The 21,666-nt window shown below is 61.5% G+C and carries 20 protein-coding genes; 7 read left to right on the plus strand and 13 right to left on the minus strand.

Going from position 1 to position 21,666, the window contains the following annotated elements:
* Window positions 1-129 precede the first annotated feature (129 nt).
* Genes CRI93_RS14255 through CRI93_RS14265 form a run of 3 tightly spaced genes read left to right on the plus strand, consistent with a single transcriptional unit; the run spans window position 130 to window position 1,467 of the window.
* Window positions 130-543 carry a septal ring lytic transglycosylase RlpA family protein gene (locus CRI93_RS14255; RefSeq protein WP_098063319.1) on the plus strand — a complete coding sequence of 138 codons (414 nt, stop codon included), beginning with the start codon at window positions 130-132 and terminating at the stop codon, window positions 541-543.
* A gap of 44 nt (window positions 544-587) precedes the next feature.
* Window positions 588-1,028: a septal ring lytic transglycosylase RlpA family protein gene (locus CRI93_RS14260; protein ID WP_098063320.1), complete on the plus strand. Its 441-nt coding sequence runs from the start codon at window positions 588-590 to the stop codon at window positions 1,026-1,028.
* Window positions 1,029-1,071: 43 nt separating this feature from the next.
* Window positions 1,072-1,467 carry a septal ring lytic transglycosylase RlpA family protein gene (locus tag CRI93_RS14265; RefSeq protein WP_217992557.1) on the plus strand — a complete coding sequence of 132 codons (396 nt, stop codon included), beginning with the start codon at window positions 1,072-1,074 and terminating at the stop codon, window positions 1,465-1,467.
* A gap of 264 nt (window positions 1,468-1,731) precedes the next feature.
* Here CRI93_RS14265 and CRI93_RS14270 read toward each other — a convergent pair whose 3' ends face one another.
* From CRI93_RS14270 to CRI93_RS14280, 3 genes are all read right to left on the minus strand, one after another.
* Window positions 1,732-2,325: a ribonuclease HII gene (locus tag CRI93_RS14270; RefSeq protein ID WP_098063322.1), complete on the minus strand. Its 594-nt coding sequence runs from the start codon at window positions 2,323-2,325 to the stop codon at window positions 1,732-1,734.
* 984 nt (window positions 2,326-3,309) lie between these two features.
* Window positions 3,310-4,956: a UDP-N-acetylmuramoyl-tripeptide--D-alanyl-D-alanine ligase gene (locus CRI93_RS14275; RefSeq protein ID WP_098063323.1), complete on the minus strand. Its 1,647-nt coding sequence runs from the start codon at window positions 4,954-4,956 to the stop codon at window positions 3,310-3,312.
* A 30-nt stretch (window positions 4,957-4,986) separates the two neighbouring features.
* Window positions 4,987-5,835, minus strand: a complete 849-nt coding sequence (locus tag CRI93_RS14280) for an alpha/beta fold hydrolase (protein ID WP_245850561.1) — start codon at window positions 5,833-5,835, stop codon at window positions 4,987-4,989.
* A gap of 645 nt (window positions 5,836-6,480) precedes the next feature.
* On the opposite strand from CRI93_RS14280, the gene rho reads away from it, so the two are divergent.
* From rho to CRI93_RS14295, 3 genes are all read left to right on the plus strand, one after another.
* Window positions 6,481-7,593: a transcription termination factor Rho gene (gene rho, locus CRI93_RS14285; RefSeq protein ID WP_098063325.1), complete on the plus strand. Its 1,113-nt coding sequence runs from the start codon at window positions 6,481-6,483 to the stop codon at window positions 7,591-7,593.
* 135 nt (window positions 7,594-7,728) lie between these two features.
* Complete coding sequence (gene radC / locus CRI93_RS14290) at window positions 7,729-8,505, plus strand: RadC family protein (protein ID WP_098063326.1); 777 nt, start codon at window positions 7,729-7,731, stop codon at window positions 8,503-8,505.
* Between the two features lie 202 nt (window positions 8,506-8,707).
* Window positions 8,708-9,943, plus strand: coding sequence for an OmpA family protein (locus CRI93_RS14295; RefSeq protein ID WP_176521889.1), 1,236 nt, complete (start codon window positions 8,708-8,710; stop codon window positions 9,941-9,943).
* 131 nt (window positions 9,944-10,074) lie between these two features.
* Here the strand turns inward: CRI93_RS14295 and dcd are convergent, their stop codons facing one another.
* Both dcd and CRI93_RS14305 read right to left on the minus strand, forming a co-directional pair.
* Entirely contained in the window at window positions 10,075-10,629 is a 555-nt protein-coding gene (gene dcd, locus CRI93_RS14300; protein ID WP_098063328.1) for a dCTP deaminase, read from the minus strand.
* Window positions 10,630-10,677: 48 nt separating this feature from the next.
* Complete coding sequence (locus tag CRI93_RS14305) at window positions 10,678-11,256, minus strand: C40 family peptidase (RefSeq protein WP_217992558.1); 579 nt, start codon at window positions 11,254-11,256, stop codon at window positions 10,678-10,680.
* 195 nt (window positions 11,257-11,451) lie between these two features.
* Between CRI93_RS14305 and CRI93_RS14310 the strand changes: the two genes are divergently transcribed.
* Window positions 11,452-11,964 (plus strand): BrxA/BrxB family bacilliredoxin, encoded by a 513-nt coding sequence (locus tag CRI93_RS14310; protein WP_098063329.1) that lies wholly within the window; start codon window positions 11,452-11,454, stop codon window positions 11,962-11,964.
* A 113-nt stretch (window positions 11,965-12,077) separates the two neighbouring features.
* Here CRI93_RS14310 and hslU read toward each other — a convergent pair whose 3' ends face one another.
* From hslU to purN, 8 genes are all read right to left on the minus strand, one after another.
* Entirely contained in the window at window positions 12,078-13,535 is a 1,458-nt protein-coding gene (hslU, locus tag CRI93_RS14315; protein WP_098063330.1) for an ATP-dependent protease ATPase subunit HslU, read from the minus strand.
* Between the two features lie 69 nt (window positions 13,536-13,604).
* Window positions 13,605-14,711 (minus strand): NYN domain-containing protein, encoded by a 1,107-nt coding sequence (locus tag CRI93_RS14320; protein ID WP_098063331.1) that lies wholly within the window; start codon window positions 14,709-14,711, stop codon window positions 13,605-13,607.
* A 225-nt stretch (window positions 14,712-14,936) separates the two neighbouring features.
* A complete protein-coding gene (gene hslV / locus CRI93_RS14325) occupies window positions 14,937-15,494 on the minus strand; it encodes an ATP-dependent protease subunit HslV (RefSeq protein ID WP_098063332.1) in 558 nt (185 codons plus the stop codon).
* Window positions 15,495-15,576: 82 nt separating this feature from the next.
* Window positions 15,577-17,073, minus strand: a complete 1,497-nt coding sequence (gene dacB / locus CRI93_RS14330; protein WP_098063333.1) for a D-alanyl-D-alanine carboxypeptidase/D-alanyl-D-alanine endopeptidase — start codon at window positions 17,071-17,073, stop codon at window positions 15,577-15,579.
* A gap of 109 nt (window positions 17,074-17,182) precedes the next feature.
* Entirely contained in the window at window positions 17,183-18,055 is an 873-nt protein-coding gene (gene mreC, locus CRI93_RS14335; RefSeq protein WP_098063334.1) for a rod shape-determining protein MreC, read from the minus strand.
* An 85-nt stretch (window positions 18,056-18,140) separates the two neighbouring features.
* The gene (locus tag CRI93_RS14340; RefSeq protein ID WP_098063335.1) at window positions 18,141-19,148 is read right to left on the minus strand and encodes a rod shape-determining protein; all 1,008 of its coding nucleotides are present in this window, start codon (window positions 19,146-19,148) and stop codon (window positions 18,141-18,143) included.
* A 219-nt stretch (window positions 19,149-19,367) separates the two neighbouring features.
* On the minus strand, window positions 19,368-20,972 hold the full coding sequence (gene purH / locus CRI93_RS14345; protein ID WP_098063336.1) for a bifunctional phosphoribosylaminoimidazolecarboxamide formyltransferase/IMP cyclohydrolase: 1,605 nt from the start codon (window positions 20,970-20,972) through the stop codon (window positions 19,368-19,370).
* Entirely contained in the window at window positions 20,953-21,627 is a 675-nt protein-coding gene (gene purN, locus CRI93_RS14350; protein WP_098063337.1) for a phosphoribosylglycinamide formyltransferase, read from the minus strand. Before purN ends, purH begins: the two co-directional genes overlap by 20 nt.
* Window positions 21,628-21,666 lie beyond the last annotated feature (39 nt).

Genomic DNA, 21,666 nt, shown 5'->3' on the forward strand with positions numbered 1-21,666 from the left:
CAAGTCGGAGCTATAGTCTTTGCGCATAGCTTCGGTATCGTCTTCGGTGAAACGCTTGATCACCACCGAAAACGAGGCGGACTCCCGTTCGTTTTCCCTCGCAAAGCTTGAAATCAAAACAGGTTCTTAATGCTTATCGTTTTGCTTCTCGGCTTCACCGGCTGCACGAATGGCGGATCGCAGACGACGCATCCCGATGCCGACGGATTGGCGAGCTACTATGCCGATCACCTGGCAGGCAATGCCACCGCCAGTGGCGAGCCGTACAATCCGAATGCGCGTACCGCCGCCCATCGCACGCTGCCATTTGGCACACGAGTACGTGTCACCCGCGTGGATACCGGCGACAAGGTCATCGTGCGCATCAATGATCGCGGGCCGCAACAGCAGGAACGCATTGTGGATCTGTCGCGGCGCGCCGCCGAAGCCCTCAACATGATTGACGCAGGCGTCGTATCCGTTACGATAGAGGTGCTCGACGAGGGGGCTGCCGCGCGTAAGCCGGACACGGCTTCCTTGCCTTCACCAACGACCGCAGACTGATACCACCTGCTCGCTGTTTGTCCTGCTACTGTAGTTTGTGCACTATGCGATTCCTGTTGGCTGTCCTTGTTCTCGGGTTAGGCGGTGTCCTGCTTGGCTGTACCAGCACGGGCTCGATTGCGTATGAATCGGGCGCCACCGCTACCGGCGTTGCCAGCTACTACGGCGACAAGTTCGACGGGCGCACCACCGCCAACGGCGAAACCTTCGACAACAACGCATACACCGCTGCGCATCGCACCCTGCCGTTTGGAACGCGGGTGCGCGTGACTCGCACCGATACGGGCGCGCAGGTGACGGTACGCATCAACGACCGTGGGCCGTTTGTAGACGGGCGCATCATTGATCTGTCGCAGCGTGCGGCGCGCGATATCAACATGATCGCTGACGGACTGGCGGAGGTCCGCATTGAAGTGCTCGGTGAAGGCAACACCTCCTCCTCGCCCTCCACGCCTGCTGATGACAGCGATGCCACCTCGTGGTAGCGTTCCCCATTCGTATACCCCTGTACCTAAACCACTTGTATTTATGCTCCGTGCTGCTCTTTTCCTGACGTTGGGCCTGCTTCTGACACCGACGTTCGTCTGCGCGCAATCGTCTACCGCTACTACCTCCGACACGCTGCGCACCACTGGGAAAGCCAGCTACTACGCTGCGTACTTGGAGGGGCGTCCTACCGCGAGTGGACAGCCGTACGACCCTGAGCGCCTCACCGCCTCGCACCGCACGCTGCCGTTTGGCACGCGAGTACGCGTTACGCGCCGCTTTACAGAAGACAGCGTCACGGTTATGATCAACGATCGCGGTCCGCAGAAGCAGGAGCGCATCCTCGACCTCTCGCGCAGCGCCGCCGAAGCACTTGACATGATCGATGCGGGTGTGGTAGACGTGGAGATTGAGATCGTGGAGGAGCCGCAGGAGTAGTCTACGTGAAATGAGATGAATCAGCCCGCTCGCGTGGCTCGGGCCACTTCTTTTGCTTTCGGTGTGCGGTAAAGATCTGACAGGTCTCCGAAGACCTGTCAGATCTACTCGGGTCCAGAGCGCCTCCTCCCCCCGCGCGTGACAAACTCAGTGCGGGCATCAATCCCCAACGCGGGCCGCACCAACATGCACAACGCTGCTTTGCCTGCATAGCTGGAAGCAACACGCTCGAAGTCGCGCTGCATTGCTTCTCCCTGAATACGCTTACGTGCGCGACAGCTTGAACGAAGTGCGGTGGTATGGCGTGGGGCCGTGGGCGTCGAGGGCAGCGTAGTGGGCGCGGGTGGGATAGCCGACGTTGGTGTCCCATCCGTACTCCGGGTGCTCCTCGTGCAGCGCGTGCATCATAGCGTCGCGCTCGGTCTTGGCGATGATGGAGGCCGCGGCAATCGAGAGGCTTGTGGCGTCGCCCTTGACGACGGTTTCGTGCGGACACGGCGCGTCGTCGAACGCTTTGTTGCCGTCAATGAGCAGGTAGTCGGGGCGCGGCTGGCAGTCGTTGGCGGCGCGGCGCATGGCATGGAGCGAGGCGTACAGGATGTTTAGCCGGTCGATCTCTTGCGGCGAGCAGATGCCCACGGCCACCGCCTGGGCCTGGACCTCGATGGCCTCGCGCGCAGCGAGCCGCTTCTTGGCCGAGAGGGTCTTGCTGTCGGCCACCATCGGCAGGTCCACATCGTGGGGTAGAATGACGGCAGCAGCCACCACCGGCCCCGCCAGGCAGCCGCGTCCGGCCTCGTCGAGTCCAGCAATGGCCTCGTATCCAGCAGACCAGAGCGCGTGTTCTTTGTCAAGCATAAACAGAGGGTTGTGTAAAGAGGGATACGTAGGAGCGCCGCACCGGTGGATGCTTGGTGCCAGGCGTTGAGCGAATTGCATGGTACAAAACGTGTGCGGCGGAGGCGAATGCATGGCGGTCGTTTCCAACAACATTCGCAGAGCCGTGGGGGCGCATCACGTGATGGTAAAGATCTGACAGGTCGTTGGAGACCTGTCAGATCTATTCTGGCTACGGTGTTTGGGGAGGCAGAGCCTCCGGGTTTTACGTCACGAGGCAGAGCCTCGCGACGAGCGAGAGAAGAAAGAAAATGGGTAGCGGTTCAATGGTAAGTGATTGTCATATGGCCGACATCATCGGAGCCAGACAACCCCCTCTGTCTATCGACATCTCCCCCTTGGAAAAGGGGGAGAAACCCAAACGAGTCCGCAGGGCGACTCATGGAGCGCAGCGGAATAAAGGGAGAGGGGGTTCGAACAAGACAAACCTACATTCTACGATAGCCTTATCACTTAGCGTCTACCCACTACCAGAAAATGAATGCTCGTCGCATGGCACCACAGGCATGACCTACGGCCCCTCTGCCGTGCGACGCATGCTGGTCAGGGGCACTACAAGCATGACCCTTCGGGGCCCCTCTGCCCCGTCCTTCTGTGTCATACACGTCCGAGAGCGGATCGCTGGCGCGACAGTTCCCCTCTCCAGGGGGACGTGTTTAGCGGGCTTCAATAACCGCCCGGGACATTCCATGGGTCTACATGCTCACCTTCTCCCTTTTTTGTCACCTTGAGCGCAGCGGAGCGGAGTCGAAAGGTCTCCTACAACACCGGCACGGCATGTGCTCTACGAACATCTCTTCCTCCCTGACAGAAGCAGGCAGCTCAAGGGCTGGGGCACCTCCACATGAAGTGCTGCTTCAGATCCACCCCTCAGTCGCTGGCGCGACAGCTCCCCTCTCCAGGGGAGCAGGTTGGGTAATGCCTTCGTTTACACTGCCTCTGCGCTTACGCCGCCACGGGCTCGTACTGATCGGGCAGGTCGTTTTCGTAGAGCACGATGTCGCCAGACCGTAGCTGCGTGGTAAGGGCGTCTTGCGCGTCGAAGAGGGTATCGTGGACATGGATCTGCTCGCGGGGATAGCCGCCCTCCTGCAAGCCGCGCTGCAGCGCCCGGGTCTGGGCATCGCCCACAAGGTAGACGGCGTCGGCGGCACTTTCGGCGATGTGGAGGCCCAGCTCGTAGTTGGCGGTGTCCTCGTGCGCGCCCATTTCGACCATGCCCGGCGTTACGATGAAGCGCTGCCCGCCCTCAATCTCGCCAAGCAGGTCGACCGCGTTGCGTGCGCCCACGGGATTGCTGTTGAAGGCGTCGTCGATGATCGTGATGCCGTTTTCGGTACGCAGCTTCAGGCGGTGCTCCACCGGCTGCAGGCGGCGGGCCGCATGGGCCATCTGGCGCAGCCGCATGCCCATGGAGCGACCCAGCGCCACGGCCAGCAGCAGGTTCGTGACGTTGTGCTTGCCCAAAAGGCGCGTCTCGAAGACAGCAGTGCGCCCCTCCTCGTCGCGAATGGTGCAGGCGAGTCCGTTCGTGCTGTAGCGGATGTCGGTGGCTGCGATGTCGGCATCGGAATGGCCCTCGGCTGAGATGCGCCACACGGGACCGTTTGCGCGGCTCGCCATCGCTTCCACGTGTTCGTTATCGATGTTCAGTACGACGGGGCCGCCGGGGGCGGTGTGATCGATGATCGAGGCTTTCTCCTCGGCAATGGCCTCAACGGAGCCCATCGTTTCGAGGTGAGCCACGCCCACGGTCGTCACCATGCTGGCATCGGGCGTGGCGATGTCGCAGAGCTCGGCGATGTCGCCGGGGTAGCGCATGCCCATCTCCAGCACCAGCACCTGATGCTCGGGCCGCAGCTTCTCGTTTACCACAATGCAGATGCCCATCGGTGTGTTGTACGAGCCAGGTGTGGCCAGCACGTTGTAGGACTGCCCCAGCAGCTCGGCCACGATATGCTTGGTGCTGGTTTTGCCATACGACCCGGTGATGCCGACGACGTGCAGGTGGTCCAGGTCACGCAGCCGGGCGCGTGCCTGCCGTTTGAATCCCTCTTGGATCGCGTTTTCGACGGGGGTCATGATGAGCGCTGCAAGAGCCACCCAGAGCGGACCGCCCAAATCGGCCAGGTAGAGTGCAGCAATGCCGCCGAGGATGGCGGCGGGTTCGTCCCAGGCGTATCCGAGCCCCACCCCAGCGCCCACGAGTAGCGCCATGAGCATGCCGGCGGTGGTGGCCAGGCGTGTCATGCGGTCGGTGAAGGCCAGCGGCTTTTTCTCTTTGTCACGCCGGTAGCGCCGCGAGGAGATAAAGAGCAGCGGCCAGATGGCGAGCAGCGTCCCTGCTGCCGTCCACGCCTCACCTGTGCTGTATGCGAGGAATGCCCCGATGAGGGCCAGGGCGCCGAGGGCGTGTGACCATCCTGCAGCTACCGGACGCATAGCTGAACTCCGGCACCAGTTGATGTAGCGATCGAGCTTGTACGTCTCCAGCTGAAATACGTGCAAGAAGAACCGCAGGCGGCGCCACGCGCGCCATCCGGCAAAGCCGGTTGTGAGGAGCAGGCCAGCGGCAAGGAGCAGAGTGTACACAGGAACAGCAGGCGATGGTGGAAGCGAGGCTTACGAAGAGGCAGACCCAGCGGGAGAACCAGTATCAGACGCAGCATCAGACGGCGCGGTCTCGGACGATTCGCGTTGGGGATGCGCGAGGAAGTGCCGCACCGCCGCCGCTACCGTATCGAGCGCGTGCAGATGGGCATAGTGGTCGCCAGGTAGATCAATGTGTCCGGCATCGGGAATGTGGTCGACGAGGTACTGTACCTGCCGGTCGGAGATCGCCGTATCGTCTTCGCCCCGAAAAATGAGCGTCGGCACCGTGATGCGATGCACATCGTCGTCAAGGTGGTGGTTGACGGTGCGCACGAAGGTGCTTCGCATCACGCCCGAGAGCGCGTTGTAGTCGGAGGAGCCCAGCGCCTGCCAGAGCAGCGAGTGATGCAGCCAGTCGAGCGCGGGCGATTGCAGCGGTTCAGGCAGCCACGTAAACGGGGCCTTGATGGTGCGAGCAAGGGTGCCTTTCAGCCGTGTTGAAAGCGCCCGCTCCGGCTCGATGCCCGAGGGCGCCAGCAGAACCAGTTGCTTAACTAAGTCGGCATAGGAAGCATGACTGGCCATGTAGAGCGCGATGCGTCCGCCATTCGAGTGCCCAATAATTGGCAGCGGCGCCGTGGCCTCCGCATCAATGTAGTCAGCTATGAGCGCGGCGTGTTTGGGTACGCCCCATGGTTCGGGCGGAGGCGGCGAGTGACCGTGACCGGGCAGATCGAGGCAGTGCGTGCGATAGCGGTCAGTCAGGCGCTTAGCCACCGGCTGCATGTGCACGGTGGAACTGCCCCATCCGTGCAAGAGGAGCACGTCGGGCGCATCGGGCGGCCCAGCAATGGTGCGGTGGAGGTCAGTAGCAGTCAAGGGGACCAAAGCCGTGGTGAGTAGGTGCAGGAGCGGTGCTGCGCAGCGGATGAACGACCGCGCGATGCGACAATCGTCGAATGTGTTACGGGGAACGTTGTTTGGCACGCAGCCACGGCATACGGCGTTGCACGCAGCACGCAAAAAGAACCCGTGGAGTTTGCGTGTACGGCGTAGCCCCGGAAACCCTGTTCTGTAGCCTGCGTTTTGACTCATGTATTGTTGCTTATCTTCTCGCAAGCGGTTATACTTGCTGCGACGGTCGCTTCCGCACACGTCGCGTAATGAAGATCTACTGGTCGTTTCGGGCGGTTTGCCGTAGGCAGGCCTTGTCGGCCCGAGCTCTCCCTGGTTCTTACACATGAACCCCTCGATGGGGGCATTGCTACGATTTTGTTTGTATGCAACTGCCGCCTGTAGTGCAACGGGCATGCGAACAAGGCACGGTAGCTGACGCAGGTAGCAGAACGCACAGCGTCTTTATCCGCCTGCCGTGCTCTTGCAACGGCACGGTCGACCCGCCCCACACAATCTGTCCGCCAAGCCCCCCACTGCGTGGCTCTACGTGCCGCGTTTCCCTTTGTCTGTTTCTATCACGCAGCCCTTGCGCTGTGGTCGTTACCCAACATTTTAACGCCTACCTTTATGTCCGATAAAAAGTTTAAGCGTCTCCTTGAGCTCATCGGGAAGAAAAAATACGGGTTTATGCGCGAGCTGCACCCGGCGCTTCCTAAAGACGACGACGATCCGTTCATGCCGCCGCCGCTCATTCGCAAGTTTAACCTTCGCGATGGCGTAGTGGTAGAAGGCTCGCTCAAACCCGGACGCAAGGGCGGCATGCAGGTCGGCTGGATTGATACGGTGATGGGCCTGCCCCCCAAAGAGTGGGCGCAGAAAGAAAGCTTCGACAAGGGTGCCATTATCTATCCCGAAGAGAAGCTCAACCTCGTGACGGGGGCCGATGATGTGTCGATGCGCATCATGGATCTGGTCGCTCCGCTTGGGAAGGGGCAACGCGCACTCATCGTTGCGCCGCCGCGTGCCGGAAAAACGGTGCTGCTGAAGCAGATTGCTGCCGGCATCACGCAGAACCACAAAGAGGTGGACCTCATCACGCTGCTGATTGACGAGCGGCCCGAGGAGGTCACCGACTTCCGCCGTTCTACGCAAGCCGAGGTGTTTGCCTCCTCCAACGACCGCGGTGAGGACAACCACGTTCGCGTAGCCACGCTCGCTATGGAGTATGCCAAGCGCCTTGTCGAAAAAGGCAAAGACGTGGTCATGCTGCTCGACTCGCTCACGCGCCTGGGGCGCACCTTCAACCTGTTTGTGGATGGCAGCGGGCGCACGCTCAGTGGCGGGTTGGACGCCGAAGCTCTCAAAACCCCGCGCAAAATCTTTGGGGCCGCGCGTAACATCGAGGGCGGCGGCTCGCTTACCATTATCGCCACGGCGCTGGTCGAAACCGGCAGCCGCATGGATGACGTGATCTTTGAGGAGTTCAAGGGCACCGGTAACGCCGAAGTGGTGCTTGACCGCCGTCTTGCCGAGAAGCGCATCTACCCGGCCATCAACGTGCGCGAGAGCGGCACACGCAACGAAGAACGTCTCCTGGGCAACGTGCGTCTGCGCAAGCACAATCAGCTCTTCCGCGCCCTCAACTCGCGGCATCCCGTCGAGGCCATGCAGGCGCTCATTCGCCACGTGCGCAATAGCCCCACCAATGCGCACCTGCTCACCGAACTCGTGCCTGAGTAGAGCCACTACGCAGCCTGCGCTGCTTGCGGTGTCCTGCTTCTACAGAGCATCGCTTTTCACAGGACGTTACGATGGCCGCCCCGTGCGTGTCATGGTAGCGTCCTGTTTGCGTTTTGCATACCGTCCGCACCGACTATGGCCGATGCTTCTGATCCTTCAACAGACGCTACCTCGTCCGGCACTTCTGAGGACCACTCCGAAGAGCCGATTGCGGCCTATCAGGCCCCGATCCACGCATGGGACCCGTCCGATCAGCCCCGCGAGAAGCTGATGCAGGGCGGGCCCGGTGGGCTCTCGGATGCCGAGATCCTCGCGATTTTGCTGGGCTCCGGCACCCGCACCAGCGACGGACCCGTCTCTGCTGTGCAGCTTGGACAGACGCTCCTGCGCACGTTCGGCTCGCTCTTCGACGTGTCGCGGCGTCCGCTGAAAGAGCTGGTGCGCGTACGCGGCATCGGTCCGGCCAAGGCGGCCCGGCTGATGGCAGCGTTCGAGGCCGGACGTCGCTCCGCCTCGCAGCGCTCGGGCGATCAGGTACAGGTGGGCTGTCCCGGCGATGTGGCTGCGGTGTATGGCCCGCTCATGCGCGACCTCAAGAAGGAAATCTTCAAGGTGGTGCATCTCAACACTGCCAACATCATCATTGGCGACTACACCGTAAGCGAGGGCGGGCTGGCCTCCAGCATCGTGGAGCCACGCGCGGTTTTCGAGCAGGCCATTCTCGACAATGCGGCCTCGGTCATCTGCCTCCACAACCACCCGTCGGGCAACCCTGAGCCGAGCCGACAGGACATTCGCATCACGCGGCAACTCGTGGAGGCGGGCAAGCTCATGGGGATCCCCGTGCACGACCACCTCATCATTGCTGGGGACGCGCACACGTCGCTGGCCGAGCGCGGCGTTATGGAGTAGAGGGATAGATCCCACGCCTCTCTTTTTTTGGATGCAATGGCCGGGGTTGTACCAAAAATGCGCATTCAGGACAAACGCTCTTTTCCCTATGTACTCTGGTCCCCAATGCGCTATGTGGTATCGTTCGATATGCTATGCTGTACTATTTCTTGTCGTCGGGAGCTGGTGCGCCGGAGCGGCCCAGGCTCAGATCTGGGATCGCATGAAAGACCGCGCTGAGCGCGAGGTGGAGCGCCGCGCCGAAGACGTGACCTCGCGCGCGGTGAACTCAATACTTGACGAGATGGAGGACGCCGTGGTCTGCGTAGCCACCGACCCCGAGTGCATCTCGGAGGCCGAGGAAAACGGCGACCCGGTGGTCATTACCGACGAAGAGGGCGAGGTCGTGGAGGTGCGCGATGGCGATGAGCCGGGCGAAGCCGCTGCGGCGGTTGAAGCGGCTGGCGTAGACGCCGAGGTTGCCGAATCCGCCTCAGCGCGTCCTGGCGAGGGCGCATGGGCGAACTATGACTTTGTGCCCGGCAACCAGATTCTCTTTGCTACAAACTTCGAGAACGAAACCATCGGCCGCTTTCCGCAGCAGATGGAGTTTGTGGGGGGCATGATGCAACTGGTTGAGTGGGAAGGTCACACGCTGCTCGAATCCACCAACCTTGAAAGTCACATCCGCATCCCTCTTAGCGAGCCGTTGCCCGAGCGTTTTACCATCGAGTTTGATGCGTATATTTCGGCACGCCGACTTGGCATGAACATCGGCGTGTTGCTTTCGCCGACTTCGAACCCGCGCGATTTTCGTCGGGATGAACAATCGCATTTCGTGCTTGGACGCTCCGAGTCAGGGATTGGCGGTCCGAACGAGAGTTTCCGTGGGGTAACCGGGTATCACGATGAACTGACCCCGATTCGTATCGCTGTAGATGGCACCTACGGCACGATGTACGTCAACGAGCAGCGCGTAGCGAACATGCCTGTGCTACAGATTGAACGCAACGACTTCATTGAGATGGTCATTGGCGGCAGGAGCGAATCGCCCGCCTATATTTCCAACATCCGTGTGGCGGGCGGGGGCACGCAGCTCTACGACCGCCTGATGGCCGATGGGCGCGTCTCTACGCAGGGGATCTACTTTGCTACGGGAAGTGCCACGATTCGCCCGGAGTCAACCGGCACGCTCACCGAAATTGGGCGCATGCTGGCACAGAACGCGGATCTGCGTCTTCGCATCGAGGGGCACACCGACGATGTGGGCGACCCCGAATCCAACCGAGCACTCAGCGACCGTCGCGCCACGGCGGTGATGATGTATCTGGTGAACGAGCATAGCATTGACGCCAGCCGGCTCGAAGCGGTCGGGATGGGCGAGGATGCGCCGGTAGCCAACAACGATACCGAGGAGGGGCGCCAGAACAATCGGCGCGTCGAACTGGTGCGGCTGTGATTAGGTGCCCGTACATGCGCTCTACGTTGGGGGCAAGGGAGCGCTTCTGGTGGAGGCGCTCCCTTTTGCGTTGCATCCCTGATTGTCATTCAAGCGCCGATGTTTGCGCATCCCCAAACTCCTAAATCCGCCTACAGCCGTGGCAGTGTGATGCCGGTCTGATGCTGGTACTTGCCCTTCTTGTCGGCATACGAGATGCTTGGCGGATCGCCCTGCATGAACACGACTTGAGCGATGCCTTCGTTGGCGTATACTTTCGCCGGGAGCGGCGTGCCATTGCCAATCTCGATGGTGACGTGGCCCTCCCATCCGGGCTCCAGCGGCGTCACGTTTACGATGATGCCCGAGCGCGCGTAGGTCGACTTGCCCAGCACGATGCCCAGCACATCGCGCGGCATTTTGAAGTATTCGATGGAGCGCGCCAGTACGTACGAGTTGGGCGGGATGAGGATGTGGTCGTCGGTCGTTGTTTCGACCAGCGCGCGGTCGTCGAGGTCTTTCGGGTCCACAACGCTGTTGAACATGTTGGGAGTGAAGACGCGAAAGGCATCGGCCACACGCATGTCGTATCCAAAGGAGCTGAGGCCATAGCTTACCACGTCATCGCGCACCTGACGGTCAACGAATGGGTCGATCATGTCGTGGGTAGTGGCGCGTTCGGCAATCTGGGTGTCGTTAAGAACCATGAAGCAGGAAGAATCGGGAATGAATGAACAGGCACGAACAGGGAGGATTTACCATCCGCTACGGGGGGAGGCCGAGCGCGGTGTGTTGGACGACGATGCGGATTCAACACCGCTGGGCTGAGCCGATGGGATGCGGCGGGCCGTCCAGTAGCGCTCCGTCCAGTACGAGGTGTGTAAGTTCGACACGGCAACACCCTGACTGGAGGAGGCGTGCACGAAGCGGCCATTTTCGAGGTAGACGCCGACGTGGCGCGACTTGTCGAGGCGGAAGAAGACGAGGTCGCCGGGGCGCAGGTCGCGCGAATGCACGCGCGCGCCGGTACGCACCTGCGCTCGGGTGGTGCGGGGGAGGCGGACATCAACCACGTCGCGATAGAGCGTCTGCACAAAGGCCGAGCAGTCGATGCCGCGCCGCGTGGTGCCGCCCCACTGGTGCGGTACGCCTTCCCATCGGGCGGCTTCGGTCTTCCAGCGCTCCAACAGATCGGAGGAGGGAGCAGACGATTCGGGAGCAGGCGTCTGTGTTGTAGGGGCACTGCTTCCGCATCCCCCAGCGACCAACGCCAGCATGCCAGCAATGACAAGAGGGAGCCAGAGGCGATGGATTGCTGCTTGGAAGTTCGTCATAGCAAAATGAGGCCAAACAAAACGGAGACAGGGTATTGCGTAGCCGGGACGCGCAACGCGTAGGTAACGCCTACGCACAACGCGTGCAGACGTTGTGCAATGCGGAGCGGCACCGCTTACGCATCGGATCACACAGACGTCAGTAAGGTTCACACTATCCACGATTCGTTGTACTGCCCCAACTTCTTCGCTGTTATGCCTTATCCTGAAGCCATGGTCAAGCCGATGCGCGCCGAACTGACGCGCCTGGGCGTTACCGAGTGTACTGATGCCGAGGCGGTTGACGCGGCCTTCGACGACGCGAGCGACGGCACGATGCTGCTCGTCATCAACTCCGTGTGTGGATGCGCAGCAGGCAACGCGCGCCCGGCGGTGGCTATGGCCACCCAACTCGACGTACAGCCCGACGAGTACGTCACGGTCTTTGCCGGACAAGACCTGGACGCGACCGAGCGGGCGCGAGAGCACTTGGCGGGCATTCCGCCGTCGTCGCCGTTTATGGCGCTCTTCAAGGACGGACAACCGGTCTACGTCATTGAACGTAAGCACATCGAAGGGCGCAGCGCGAACGCCATTGCGGGTGACCTGAAAACAGCTTTTGAGGCGTACTGCACGGGCGATGAAGTGCCCGCCGATGCGCCGTCGGCCCCGAATGTGGGGGCGTCGGGCACGCCAGATGTACCGTCGAGCTTCCAGTCCATTTCGTGATGTGCCATCCCTGATGCGCTGCTTTTGTGGCGCACACACCTATGCCAACGGCCCGCCTCCAGACAACTGGAGACGGGCCGTTTCCTTTTTTGTAGAATGCACCAGCAGTTCGGTTACAAGATGTACTGGCTCAGGTCGCGGTCGGTGGCAATAGAGCTGAGACGGTCCTTCACCATCTCGGCATCGATGACAAGCTCGGTGTCATGAATCTTGTCAGGCACATCGTAGAGGATGTCTTCCAGGAGCGTGGTCAGGATGGTGTGCAGGCGGCGCGCGCCGATGTTTTCTACCTCGGCGTTGACCTGTGCTGCCACGCGGGCGATTTCTTTCACGCCCTCATCCTCGAAGGTGATGTCGACATTCTCCGATTCCAAAAGCGCCCGATACTGCTTCAGCAGCGCGTTTCGGGGCTCTTGCAGGATGCGGTAGAAGTCGTCTTCGTCGAGGTTGTTGAGCTCCACGCGGATGGGAAAGCGGCCCTGCAGTTCCGGAATCAGGTCACTGGGCTTGGAGACGTGGAACGCCCCGCTGGCCACAAACAGGATGTGGTCGGTCTTGACCATGCCGTGCTTGGTCTGCACGTTCGACCCCTCCACAATAGGCAGCAGGTCGCGCTGCACACCCTGGCGCGACACGCCTTGCCCGGCGCCGCCGCCACCTTGGTTACGCTGGCCGCTGTCGGAGGCCACCTTGTCGATCTCATCGATGAAGACCATGCCGGTTTCCTGAACGCGCTGTAGCGCATCCTCCTTGACCTGGTCCATGTCAATGAGCTTCTGCGCCTCCTCTTGCGTCAGAATCTCACGGGCTTCGTCGACGGTGACGCGCTTTTTCTTGCGGTTGTTGCCGCCGAGGTTGCCAAACATTTCTTGCAGGTTCACGCCCATCTCCTCCATGCCCATGGGGCCGAAGACCTGCATCATGGGCGAGGACGAGTCGCTCGACACTTCAATTTCGATTTCGCGATCGTCGAGCTCGCCGTTGGCCAGCTTCTCGCGAAACTTCTGGCGCGTGCGCTGGCGCAGGTTTTCCTCGTCGGTGCGGGCGGGGCTGTCGTCGCTTTCATCGTCGCGCTGAAGGACAAAGCCGGGGCCGTTGACCTCGCTGGCAGACGCGGAGCGGCTTTTGCCTTTGTCGGCAGGCGGAATAAGGACATCAAGGATGCGTTGCTCGGCCTGTTCGCGCGCCCGTTCTTGCACGGCTTCCTTGTGCTCTTCTTGCACCAGGTTGACGGCAATGTCGGCCAGGTCACGAATCATGCTTTCCACATCGCGTCCTACATAGCCGACCTCAGTAAACTTGGAGGCTTCGACCTTGATGAACGGCGCACGGGCGAGCTTGGCGAGGCGACGGGCAATTTCGGTCTTGCCAACGCCGGTGGGCCCAATCATAATGATGTTGTTGGGCATAATCTCGTCGCGCATATCCTCGGGCGCGTTGCGACGGCGCCACCGGTTACGCAGCGCAATGGCTACGTTCTTCTTGGCATCGTCTTGCCCAATGATGTACTGATCGAGCTCCTCGACAATCTGCCGAGGCGTCAATTCATCTAACGAGGGATGGGTGGCCATAAAGGTAGCAGGGTAATCGAGAGTAGCAGTAGAAAGAAACAGGGGGAGGCCAAAGGCACGGTGCTGCCGTTACGCGTACGGATCCGACTCCTCAGCCCGGTCGTCTTCGAGGTCAGGCTCGGGGTCGGCGTCAAGGTCGTCGTCGTATGCGTCCTCCTCGTATTCGTCTTCGGCATATTCATCGAGACTGGACGGCTGGACCGGCCCGTAGGGGGCTTCGCTATCGTCGGGGTCAGCCGAGGCCTCCTCAGCAGGCGTGCCATTGCTGTATCCGCCAAACGTGCGTTCGCGGTAGTAGTCGTCGAGGATTTTCTGTACGTCTTCGTGCTCCTCGTTGACGATAAGCACCGTATAGTCGTACGGGTAGCCGTCGCGTTTCTCCAACCAGACGGCGCCGGCGGCTTCCAGGTCGCTTACAAGGGCTTTCGGGTCATAGCCCTCGCCCAGCTCTTCCGAGATCTTGCGCAGGAGTGGGGTGAGGTACACCTCGTCGTACTGCCCAAAGAACTCTTCAGTGACTTCGATGGTGGCCCGCAAGATGGGGTCGTCGATGGGCTCTTGCTGGGCGGGCGGCGCGCTGTCTCGGGTGCGGCGGCGACTGGGACGGTTCGCCCGTTCGCGCGAGTTTAGGGCATCGCGCGTAGTCGAGCCCAGCATGTTGCGGGCGTCGAGGTACGTCTCTTCTTCGAGGTACGGTCCAATCGCATCCCCCTGGGGCGGATGCACGGCTGCGACCAGTGGACGGACGCCGCGCTCGCGGATGGCGCGGGCCAACGGCAGGTACGGACGGTCGCCTGTTACGATAACAATCGAGGTGATGTCGGGGCGCTCGTGCAGCAGGTGAATGACATCTGCCGTAAGGTGCTGTTCGGAGGCGTTGAGCTGCACAGCTGTGGGCGTGGTCTGGGGCGCAAATCCTTGCTCATAGAGCTCGGATTCGGCCTCGCCCGGTTCGGCATTTGGCAGGGTGGCGAAGTCGGCATACGCACGGGCGAATACCGTGGGAGTGTCGTCTCCCTCTTCAAGATAGCGCCGTACCTTATCAATGATGCGCATCGCAAGGGCATGCGGAGCGCGTTCGGTGTCTTGGGCATGCAGCACCGTGTACACATTGTCGTAGTCAACAAAAAGTGCTGCGCGCTGTGGTCTGGATTGCGGGTTGGTTCGTGTAGGCATAATCGGTAGATCAGTCAGCGTTTACTTTATATTATGGGTTCTATGCCCCGTGGAGACGTTTCTTTGCGTTGGTATGAGGGATGCTACGGCATGCATCCCGTACGTTATATGTAGTACTGCGTGGTAGCAGCAAGGATCAACGGTGGGAGAGCCGGGATGCCGCCCTGCACCGAGCCTCTGATGCAGGCGGAAGCGTCTCGTTAGGGAGTCGTTGTCACGCATCCGTCACGCATCCGACGATAGGTCCAGAATGGTGCGGTGGTGGTTGGTGTAGATGCAGATATCTGCAGCCTGGCGCAGGCCTTCCTCGACAAGCGTGTGTGCGTCAAGGTCGGGGGCGTGTTTTTTCATCGCCCGTACGGCAGCCAGTGCGAACGAGCCGCCCGAGCCAATAGCCAAGACGTCGTCATCGGGCTCGATGACGTCGCCGCTTCCGCTCAGTACGAGCAGCCGGTCGTTCGAGGCCACGGCCAGGAGGGCTTCCAGCTTGCGCAGGTAGCGGTCGGTGCGCCAGTCTTTTGCCAGTTCGACCGCGGCGCGCGTGACATTGCCGCCGTACTCTTCGAGCTTCTCCTCGAATCGCTCAAACAGCGTAAAGGCATCAGCTGTTGAGCCTGCAAAGCCCGCTAAGATTTCGTCGTTGTACAGCGTACGCACTTTTTCAGCCTCGTGCTTCATGACGGTGTCTCCCATGGTGGCTTGCCCGTCTGACCCCATAGCAATCTGGCCATTATGACGAACGCCAACGACGGTGGTCCCATGCAGAGGCAACGAGGTAGACATATAAGAGTCAGGGCCAAGTTAGGAAAATATGTTTGCTTTACAGCACATCTCATACATTCAGTGATAGCTGCAGTTCGGTAACTTAGCGCGGATATTCCGCCAGTATGTTAACGATTTGGTCTTGGATGATGCGCAGCGGACGTGTGCTGCCTACGTGGTTGTTGGCCATGAGGGCAAAAGCAAAGGGTGTGCCCTCGAACGAGGTCACGTATCCGGCCAGGCTGCTGTTGTTAGAGAGCGTCCCTGTTTTGGCGCGTACGTTGCCACGGGCGGCCGAGGCTCGCTGAAAGCGATACTCCAGCGTACCGTTTTCGCCTCCCACCGGCAGCGACTGTAGAAAAGCGCGTCGCACCGCCGGGTTGGGATGCTCGTGCATGTAAGCCAGCACCCGCACCAGCGCCTGGGCCGAAACCAGGTTGTAGCGCGAAAGGCCCGAGCCGTCAACCAGGCGCTGCCGGGTCGGGTCGCCGCCTGCCCGCACAATGAGGTTGCGCATCAGGTGCACGCCCCGTGCACGCGTGCTCTCGGCCCGCAACGAATCGCCATGAGCTACGGCGCCCAGCGTGTGAACCAGCTGCTCGGCGTAGAGGTTGTTGCTTTCGGTGTTCATCTCGCGCACCAGGCGGGCCAGGCGGGGCGAATAGACCGATGTGAGCGTATCGCGCACCGCAGGCGGAGTGTCGAGGAGGCGCCACGAAGTCGCTTGCCCCTCCACGCGCACACCGGCCCGCCGTAATGCCTCATTGAAGACATAAGCGGCAAACACCGTCGGGTTGTCTACAGTCACCTGAAATCGCGTTGACCGCCCGGTGGGGATGGTGCCTTCGATCTCAACCACGTTTTGGCCGCGTAGGCGGCGGTAGCTCCGCGACAGAGCGCTACCTGCAGGCCCGCGTTGTAGCTGCTGACTTATGGTAACGTACGATGTGCTGTCGGGCCACCACCGCACCTGGGGGGCCTCGGCCCGTGCGGGCGCGCCAATGGCAATATCGATGACGTTGCCATGGTACGAGAGGGCACTATGTTGGGCGGCGTAGGCATATGAGGCATCGTCCCAGCTCCATCCCGGTCCCATCCCAGGCGCATCGAACCGCGAGTCGTCGCCGATGACGTTGCCTGTAATGCAGTCGATACCCGCTTGTGCAAGCCCCTGGGCCCAGTTCGAGAAGAGGTCGGCTGTTGCGTCCGCGGCTCCAAGCGACGGATCGCCGCTGCCGTGCAAGACCACATCGCCCTGAATGCAGCCATCGCGCACAGGGCCTGTGCTCGTCAGTGCGGTTTGGTAGCGAAAGTCAGGACCCAGCAGGTCGAGTGCAGTGGCCGAGGTAAGGACTTTCACAGTCGATGCGGGAATCATGCTGGCGGCCCCTCGATGGTCCACGACAGCCTCTCCGGTTTCCAGGTTCACAACGAGTGCGCTCCAGGTGCCGCCGCTGTCATGCTCGTCGATAATGGTGTCTATCTCCTCGCGCATCTGCGCGGCCCACGAGTATTGCGCATGGGCTGCAGGGGCCGTCCACGCTGCGATCAGGATTCCGGCGCACAGCGCATACAGAGGGAGGCAAAGGCGGTCATTCATGGCAAAGTAGGATGTGCAATGATGCGAAACGCGTTGTCAGGGTGCTGCTCCGTTCGGGTCCCACCGAACGAGTTCATCCAGCATGATACGACAGACCCAGGGAGCGCCGCTACGAGTCGGCTGGGGCGAGGCGTACGTAGTCGTATCCCAGCGTGCTGTCGGCAGGCAGGTCGTAGCTGGACGGGCGCACGCGTATCACGAAGGCGTGGTCGAGCGCATGCAGCGCTACTGCCGGACGCAGCGTGATGGCCAGGTCGTTGCGTCCAGGCCGCGGCTCCACCGTCTCGATGGTGCCGATGGGCCAGCCGCTTGGAAAGACGCCGCTGTGTCCACTTGTCGATACACGCTGCCCAACTTCTACCGGTTCAGTTTTTACGACATGCTCCATAGCGAGGCGGTTGAGGGCATCGCCCTCCCAGCGCACGACGCCTTCGGCCCCCACAGATTCGATGCGTCCGGGTACGCGAAAGTCGGTGTTCAGAAAGGGGAGCACGCGGCAGAAGCGCGGGCTTACCAGCAGTACAGTACCTACGATACCATCGGGGGTAACCACCGGCATGCCGGGTTCTATGCCATCGCGCCGGCCTACGTCCAGCGTAAGCACGTTTTGTTGATGCGTAAGGTCCTTCTGTAAAATACGTGCTGCCGCCAGTGTGGTATCGGTCACAACGCTGTCGGCGCGAGTTTTCAGTTCCAGCATGGCTTCGAGGGCCTGGTTGCGGGCGCGGGCATCGCGCGAGCGCGCCACTTCACTCGATAGCTCGATGTTGCGGGCACGGAGGGTCTCGTTTTCTTGGAGCGCCCGCGTGTAGCGCCCCACCCACGCAAACTGCTGCTCAATGCGGGCCGTGACCTCCATGCCATAGGTACGCAGCGCCTGGTTGAACGGACGATTCACTGTTACGAGCACCACGCAGGCTACGAGCAGCAGCCCAAGAAACACGGCCCAGTCGCGGATGCTTTCCCACTGCGAAGCGTCCATGTGGAAGCGTCCCGGTGTGCTTGGGAGAAACGATGAGTGTCGCGGATGCTAAAGAAAGGCGCTTGTCGTGAAGCGGAGACGCATGCTAAATAAGGACGCGCTTGTACTGCTCCAGATTTTCGAGGGCGGTGCCGGTGCCGCGTACCACGGCGGTAAGCGGGTTTTCGGCAACGTATACGGGGAGTTCTACGCGGTCGCGCAGCATTTCGTCGAGGCCATGCAGCATAGCACCGCCACCGGTGAGCATGATGCCGCGCTCTAAGACATCGGCGCCAAGCTCGGGCGGGGTGCGTTCCAGGCACCGCAGCACCCCGGCGGCAATCTGGTCGAGGTTGTCGCGCAGGGCCTCGCGCACGTTCACCGACGAGATGGTGCGGTCTTTAGGGATGCCACTCACCAGATCGCGTCCGCGCACGGAGAGCTCCAGTTCGGTGTCCAGCTCAATCGCGCTTCCAATTTCGCACTTGATGCGCTCGGCGGTGCGTGAGCCAATCAGCAGGTTGTGGTTGCGCTTAAAGTACTGCACCACCGCGTTGTCGATTTCATTGCCGCCCACGCGAATCGACTCGTCGATGACGATACCCGAGAGCGCAATGACTGCGATTTCGGTGGTGCCCCCGCCAATGTCAACGACCATGTTGCCTACGGCTTCGCTGACGTCGAGTCCGATACCAATCGCGGCAGCCATCGGCTCGGAGATGAGATGCACCCGCTTGGCCCCGGCGTGCTCGGCGGAGTCGCGCACGGCCCGCTTTTCGACTTCGGTAATGCCGCTGGGTACGCACACCACCATCGAGCGGATGGAGGTGAACCAGTTGCGGCGCACCTTCTGCATGAGGCCGCGAATCATCTGCTCGGCTACCTTGAAGTCGGCAATTACGCCGTCTTTGAGCGGCCAGATGGTTTCGATGTCTTTGTGCGTGCGCTCGTGCATCTGGAGCGCCTCGTGGCCAATTTCACGCACCTCGCGCGTACTGTGATCTACGGCGACGATGCTGGGCTCGTTGAGCACAATGTCTTCGCCACGGATGTAGATCAGCGTGTTGGCTGTGCCCAAGTCAATGGCCACGTCTTGCGTGAAGTTGAAAAACATAGAAGAGAAAAGCCGTCAGTGTGTTGGAAAAAACCGGGCGGGGAGGCGTAGACCGGTAGCATGCCGCGGCTGCATTGCCAAGCGCACCTGCTGCATCCGCCTTTCCCATGCATTGCCCCGAGAAAAGATTCACACCGGGGCGGTGCCTTCCAGGTTCACGGGGTAGATTATCGGGGAAGGCACAAATCCGGCAGCTACGTCTGGTTGAGTAGACGCCGGTTAGTGGCAGAAGTGGCGCGTGCCCGTGCATACCATGGCGATGTCGTGGGCGTTGGCTGCAGCAATGACTTCGTCGTCGCGGATGGAGCCGCCCGGCTGAATGGCTCCGGTGATGCCGTGCTCGGCGGCAGCTTCGAGGCCATCAGCAAACGGAAAAAACGCGTCGGAGGCCACCACGGCGCCGTCAAGCGAAAGGTCTTCCTCGGCGGCTTTGCGTACCGCCAGCTCCGAGGCATCGACGCGGCTCATCTGTCCGGCTCCAATGCCGAGCGTGCGTCCGTCGCGGACGTACAGGATGGCGTTGCTCTTTACGTGCTTCACCACGCGCCATGCAAAATGCATATCGCCCCACATGGCGGCGGTGGGTTCGGCATCGGTCACGACCGACCAGGCAGCGCGGCTTTCGTTGAGCGGAGCCGACACCGGGTTGCGGTCTTGTACCAGCAGTCCGCCCGCCACCGAGCGCACCTGATGGCGCGGGTCCTCGCGCAGCGATCCGGTCTGGCGGAGCAGGCGGCGCTTTTTCTTCTCTTTCAGCAGGTCAAGCACGCCCTCTTCGTACTCGGGCGCAATGATGACTTCGGTGTAGATAGAGTTGATTGCTTCGGCGGTGGCGCGGTCGAGCGCTTGGTTCACAATTACGATGCCGCCAAAGGGCGACTTGGTGTCGGTGGCAAAGGCGCGCTCGTAGGCGTGCAGCAGCGTGTCGGCAGTGGCTACGCCGGTGGGATTCGTATGCTTGAGGATGGCACAGGTGGGGCCGTCGTCGCGGAACTCGTCGATGAGGGCGAGCGCGGCGTGCACATCGATCATGTTGTTGTACGACAGCGCTTTGCCGTGCAGGGGCTTTACGAACGAGAACGGCGTGCCGTAGAGCGCGGCACGCTGGTGCGGATTTTCGCCGTAGCGCAGGTCCTGCGCCTTCCCTTCGACGGCAATGTAAGGGGACGGCAATGCGTCGTCGGCGTCGCTATCTACGCTGCCCAGGTAGTTGGCAATGGCGGTGTCGTAGGAGGCCGTGGCCGCAAAGGCGCGCCCGGCCAGCGTGCGGCGTAGCGGTAGCGGCAGGGCACCGTCGTGGTCGTTCAGGGCCTGCACCACCTCTTCATACTGGTCGGTGTTCGACACTACGCCCACGTGGTGGTAGTTCTTCGCCGCTGCGCGCAGCATGGTGGGGCCGCCAATGTCGATGTACTCCAACAGCTCTTTTGGCGACAGGTCGCTGCGGTGGCGCGCCTGCTGAAACGGATAGAGCGAACCGACGACCAGATCAATCGGGGCAATGCCCTGCGCCTTAAGCTCGTCCAGGTCGCTCGCTTCGTCGCGGCGTGCCAGCAGTCCAGCATGAATAGCCGGATGCAGGGTCTTCACGCGCCCGTCGAGCATCTCGGGCGCACCGGTTACGTCGGTCACGTCGGTCACGGGCAGGTCGGCATCGCGGAGCGCCTGCGCCGTGCCGCCGGTCGATACCAGTTCGGCACCATGCGTGTGCAGCGCCTTGGCCAGCGGCACCACACCGTCTTTGTCGTACACCGAGAGCAGTGCTCGCCGGATGCGAACGGGCGACTCGGGGGCGTTGGGGGCGTCAGTTGTGGGACTGGGCATGAGGGGGTGGTTCTGGATGAGAGAGCGAGTCGTTAGTAACGGTTACGGTGCGGTCCTGTACCTGAATCTGCCCGCGTGCAAACTGTCGCAGCACCGCCGGGTACAGCCGGTGCTCCACCGCCAGCACGCGCTGCTGCAACGCGTCGACGGTATCGGTGGGAAGCACGGGCACCGGCTGCTGCGCCACAATTGGCCCATCGTCGTAGGCATCGTTCACCAGGTGCACGGTTACACCTGTCCAGTGGACCCCAGCGTCAAGTACTGCCCGATGCACGCGGGTGCCGTACATGCCAGGTCCGCCAAACGCGGGCAGCAGCGACGGGTGGATGTTGGTGATGCGGTTGGGATAGGCATGCAGCACCGGGGCCGGGATCTTCTTCAGATAGCCTGCCAGTGCAATGAATGAGGTGGTCCAATCATCCAGGACGCGACACAGCGCCTCACCAAAAGCAGCAGGCGTGTCGTAGTCGGATGGCGAATGCACCGCTGTGGGGATGTCGTGGGCGCGAGCGCGGTCGAGGGCGCCGGCGGTGGAGCGATCGCTTACGCATCCCACCACGGTAGCCGGGAGCAGGTCGTCATCAATCGCATCGAGGAGCGCCTGCATGTTGGTGCCGCCCCCCGAGGCAAAGACAGCGAGACGAAGATTGGGCATGGGTATATCGGTGCGGCATGGGCACGAGCAACACATGTA

Origin of the sequence: Longimonas halophila (genome assembly GCF_002554705.1) — a bacterium.
In the GTDB taxonomy this organism is placed as follows: domain Bacteria; phylum Bacteroidota; class Rhodothermia; order Rhodothermales; family Salinibacteraceae; genus Longimonas; species Longimonas halophila.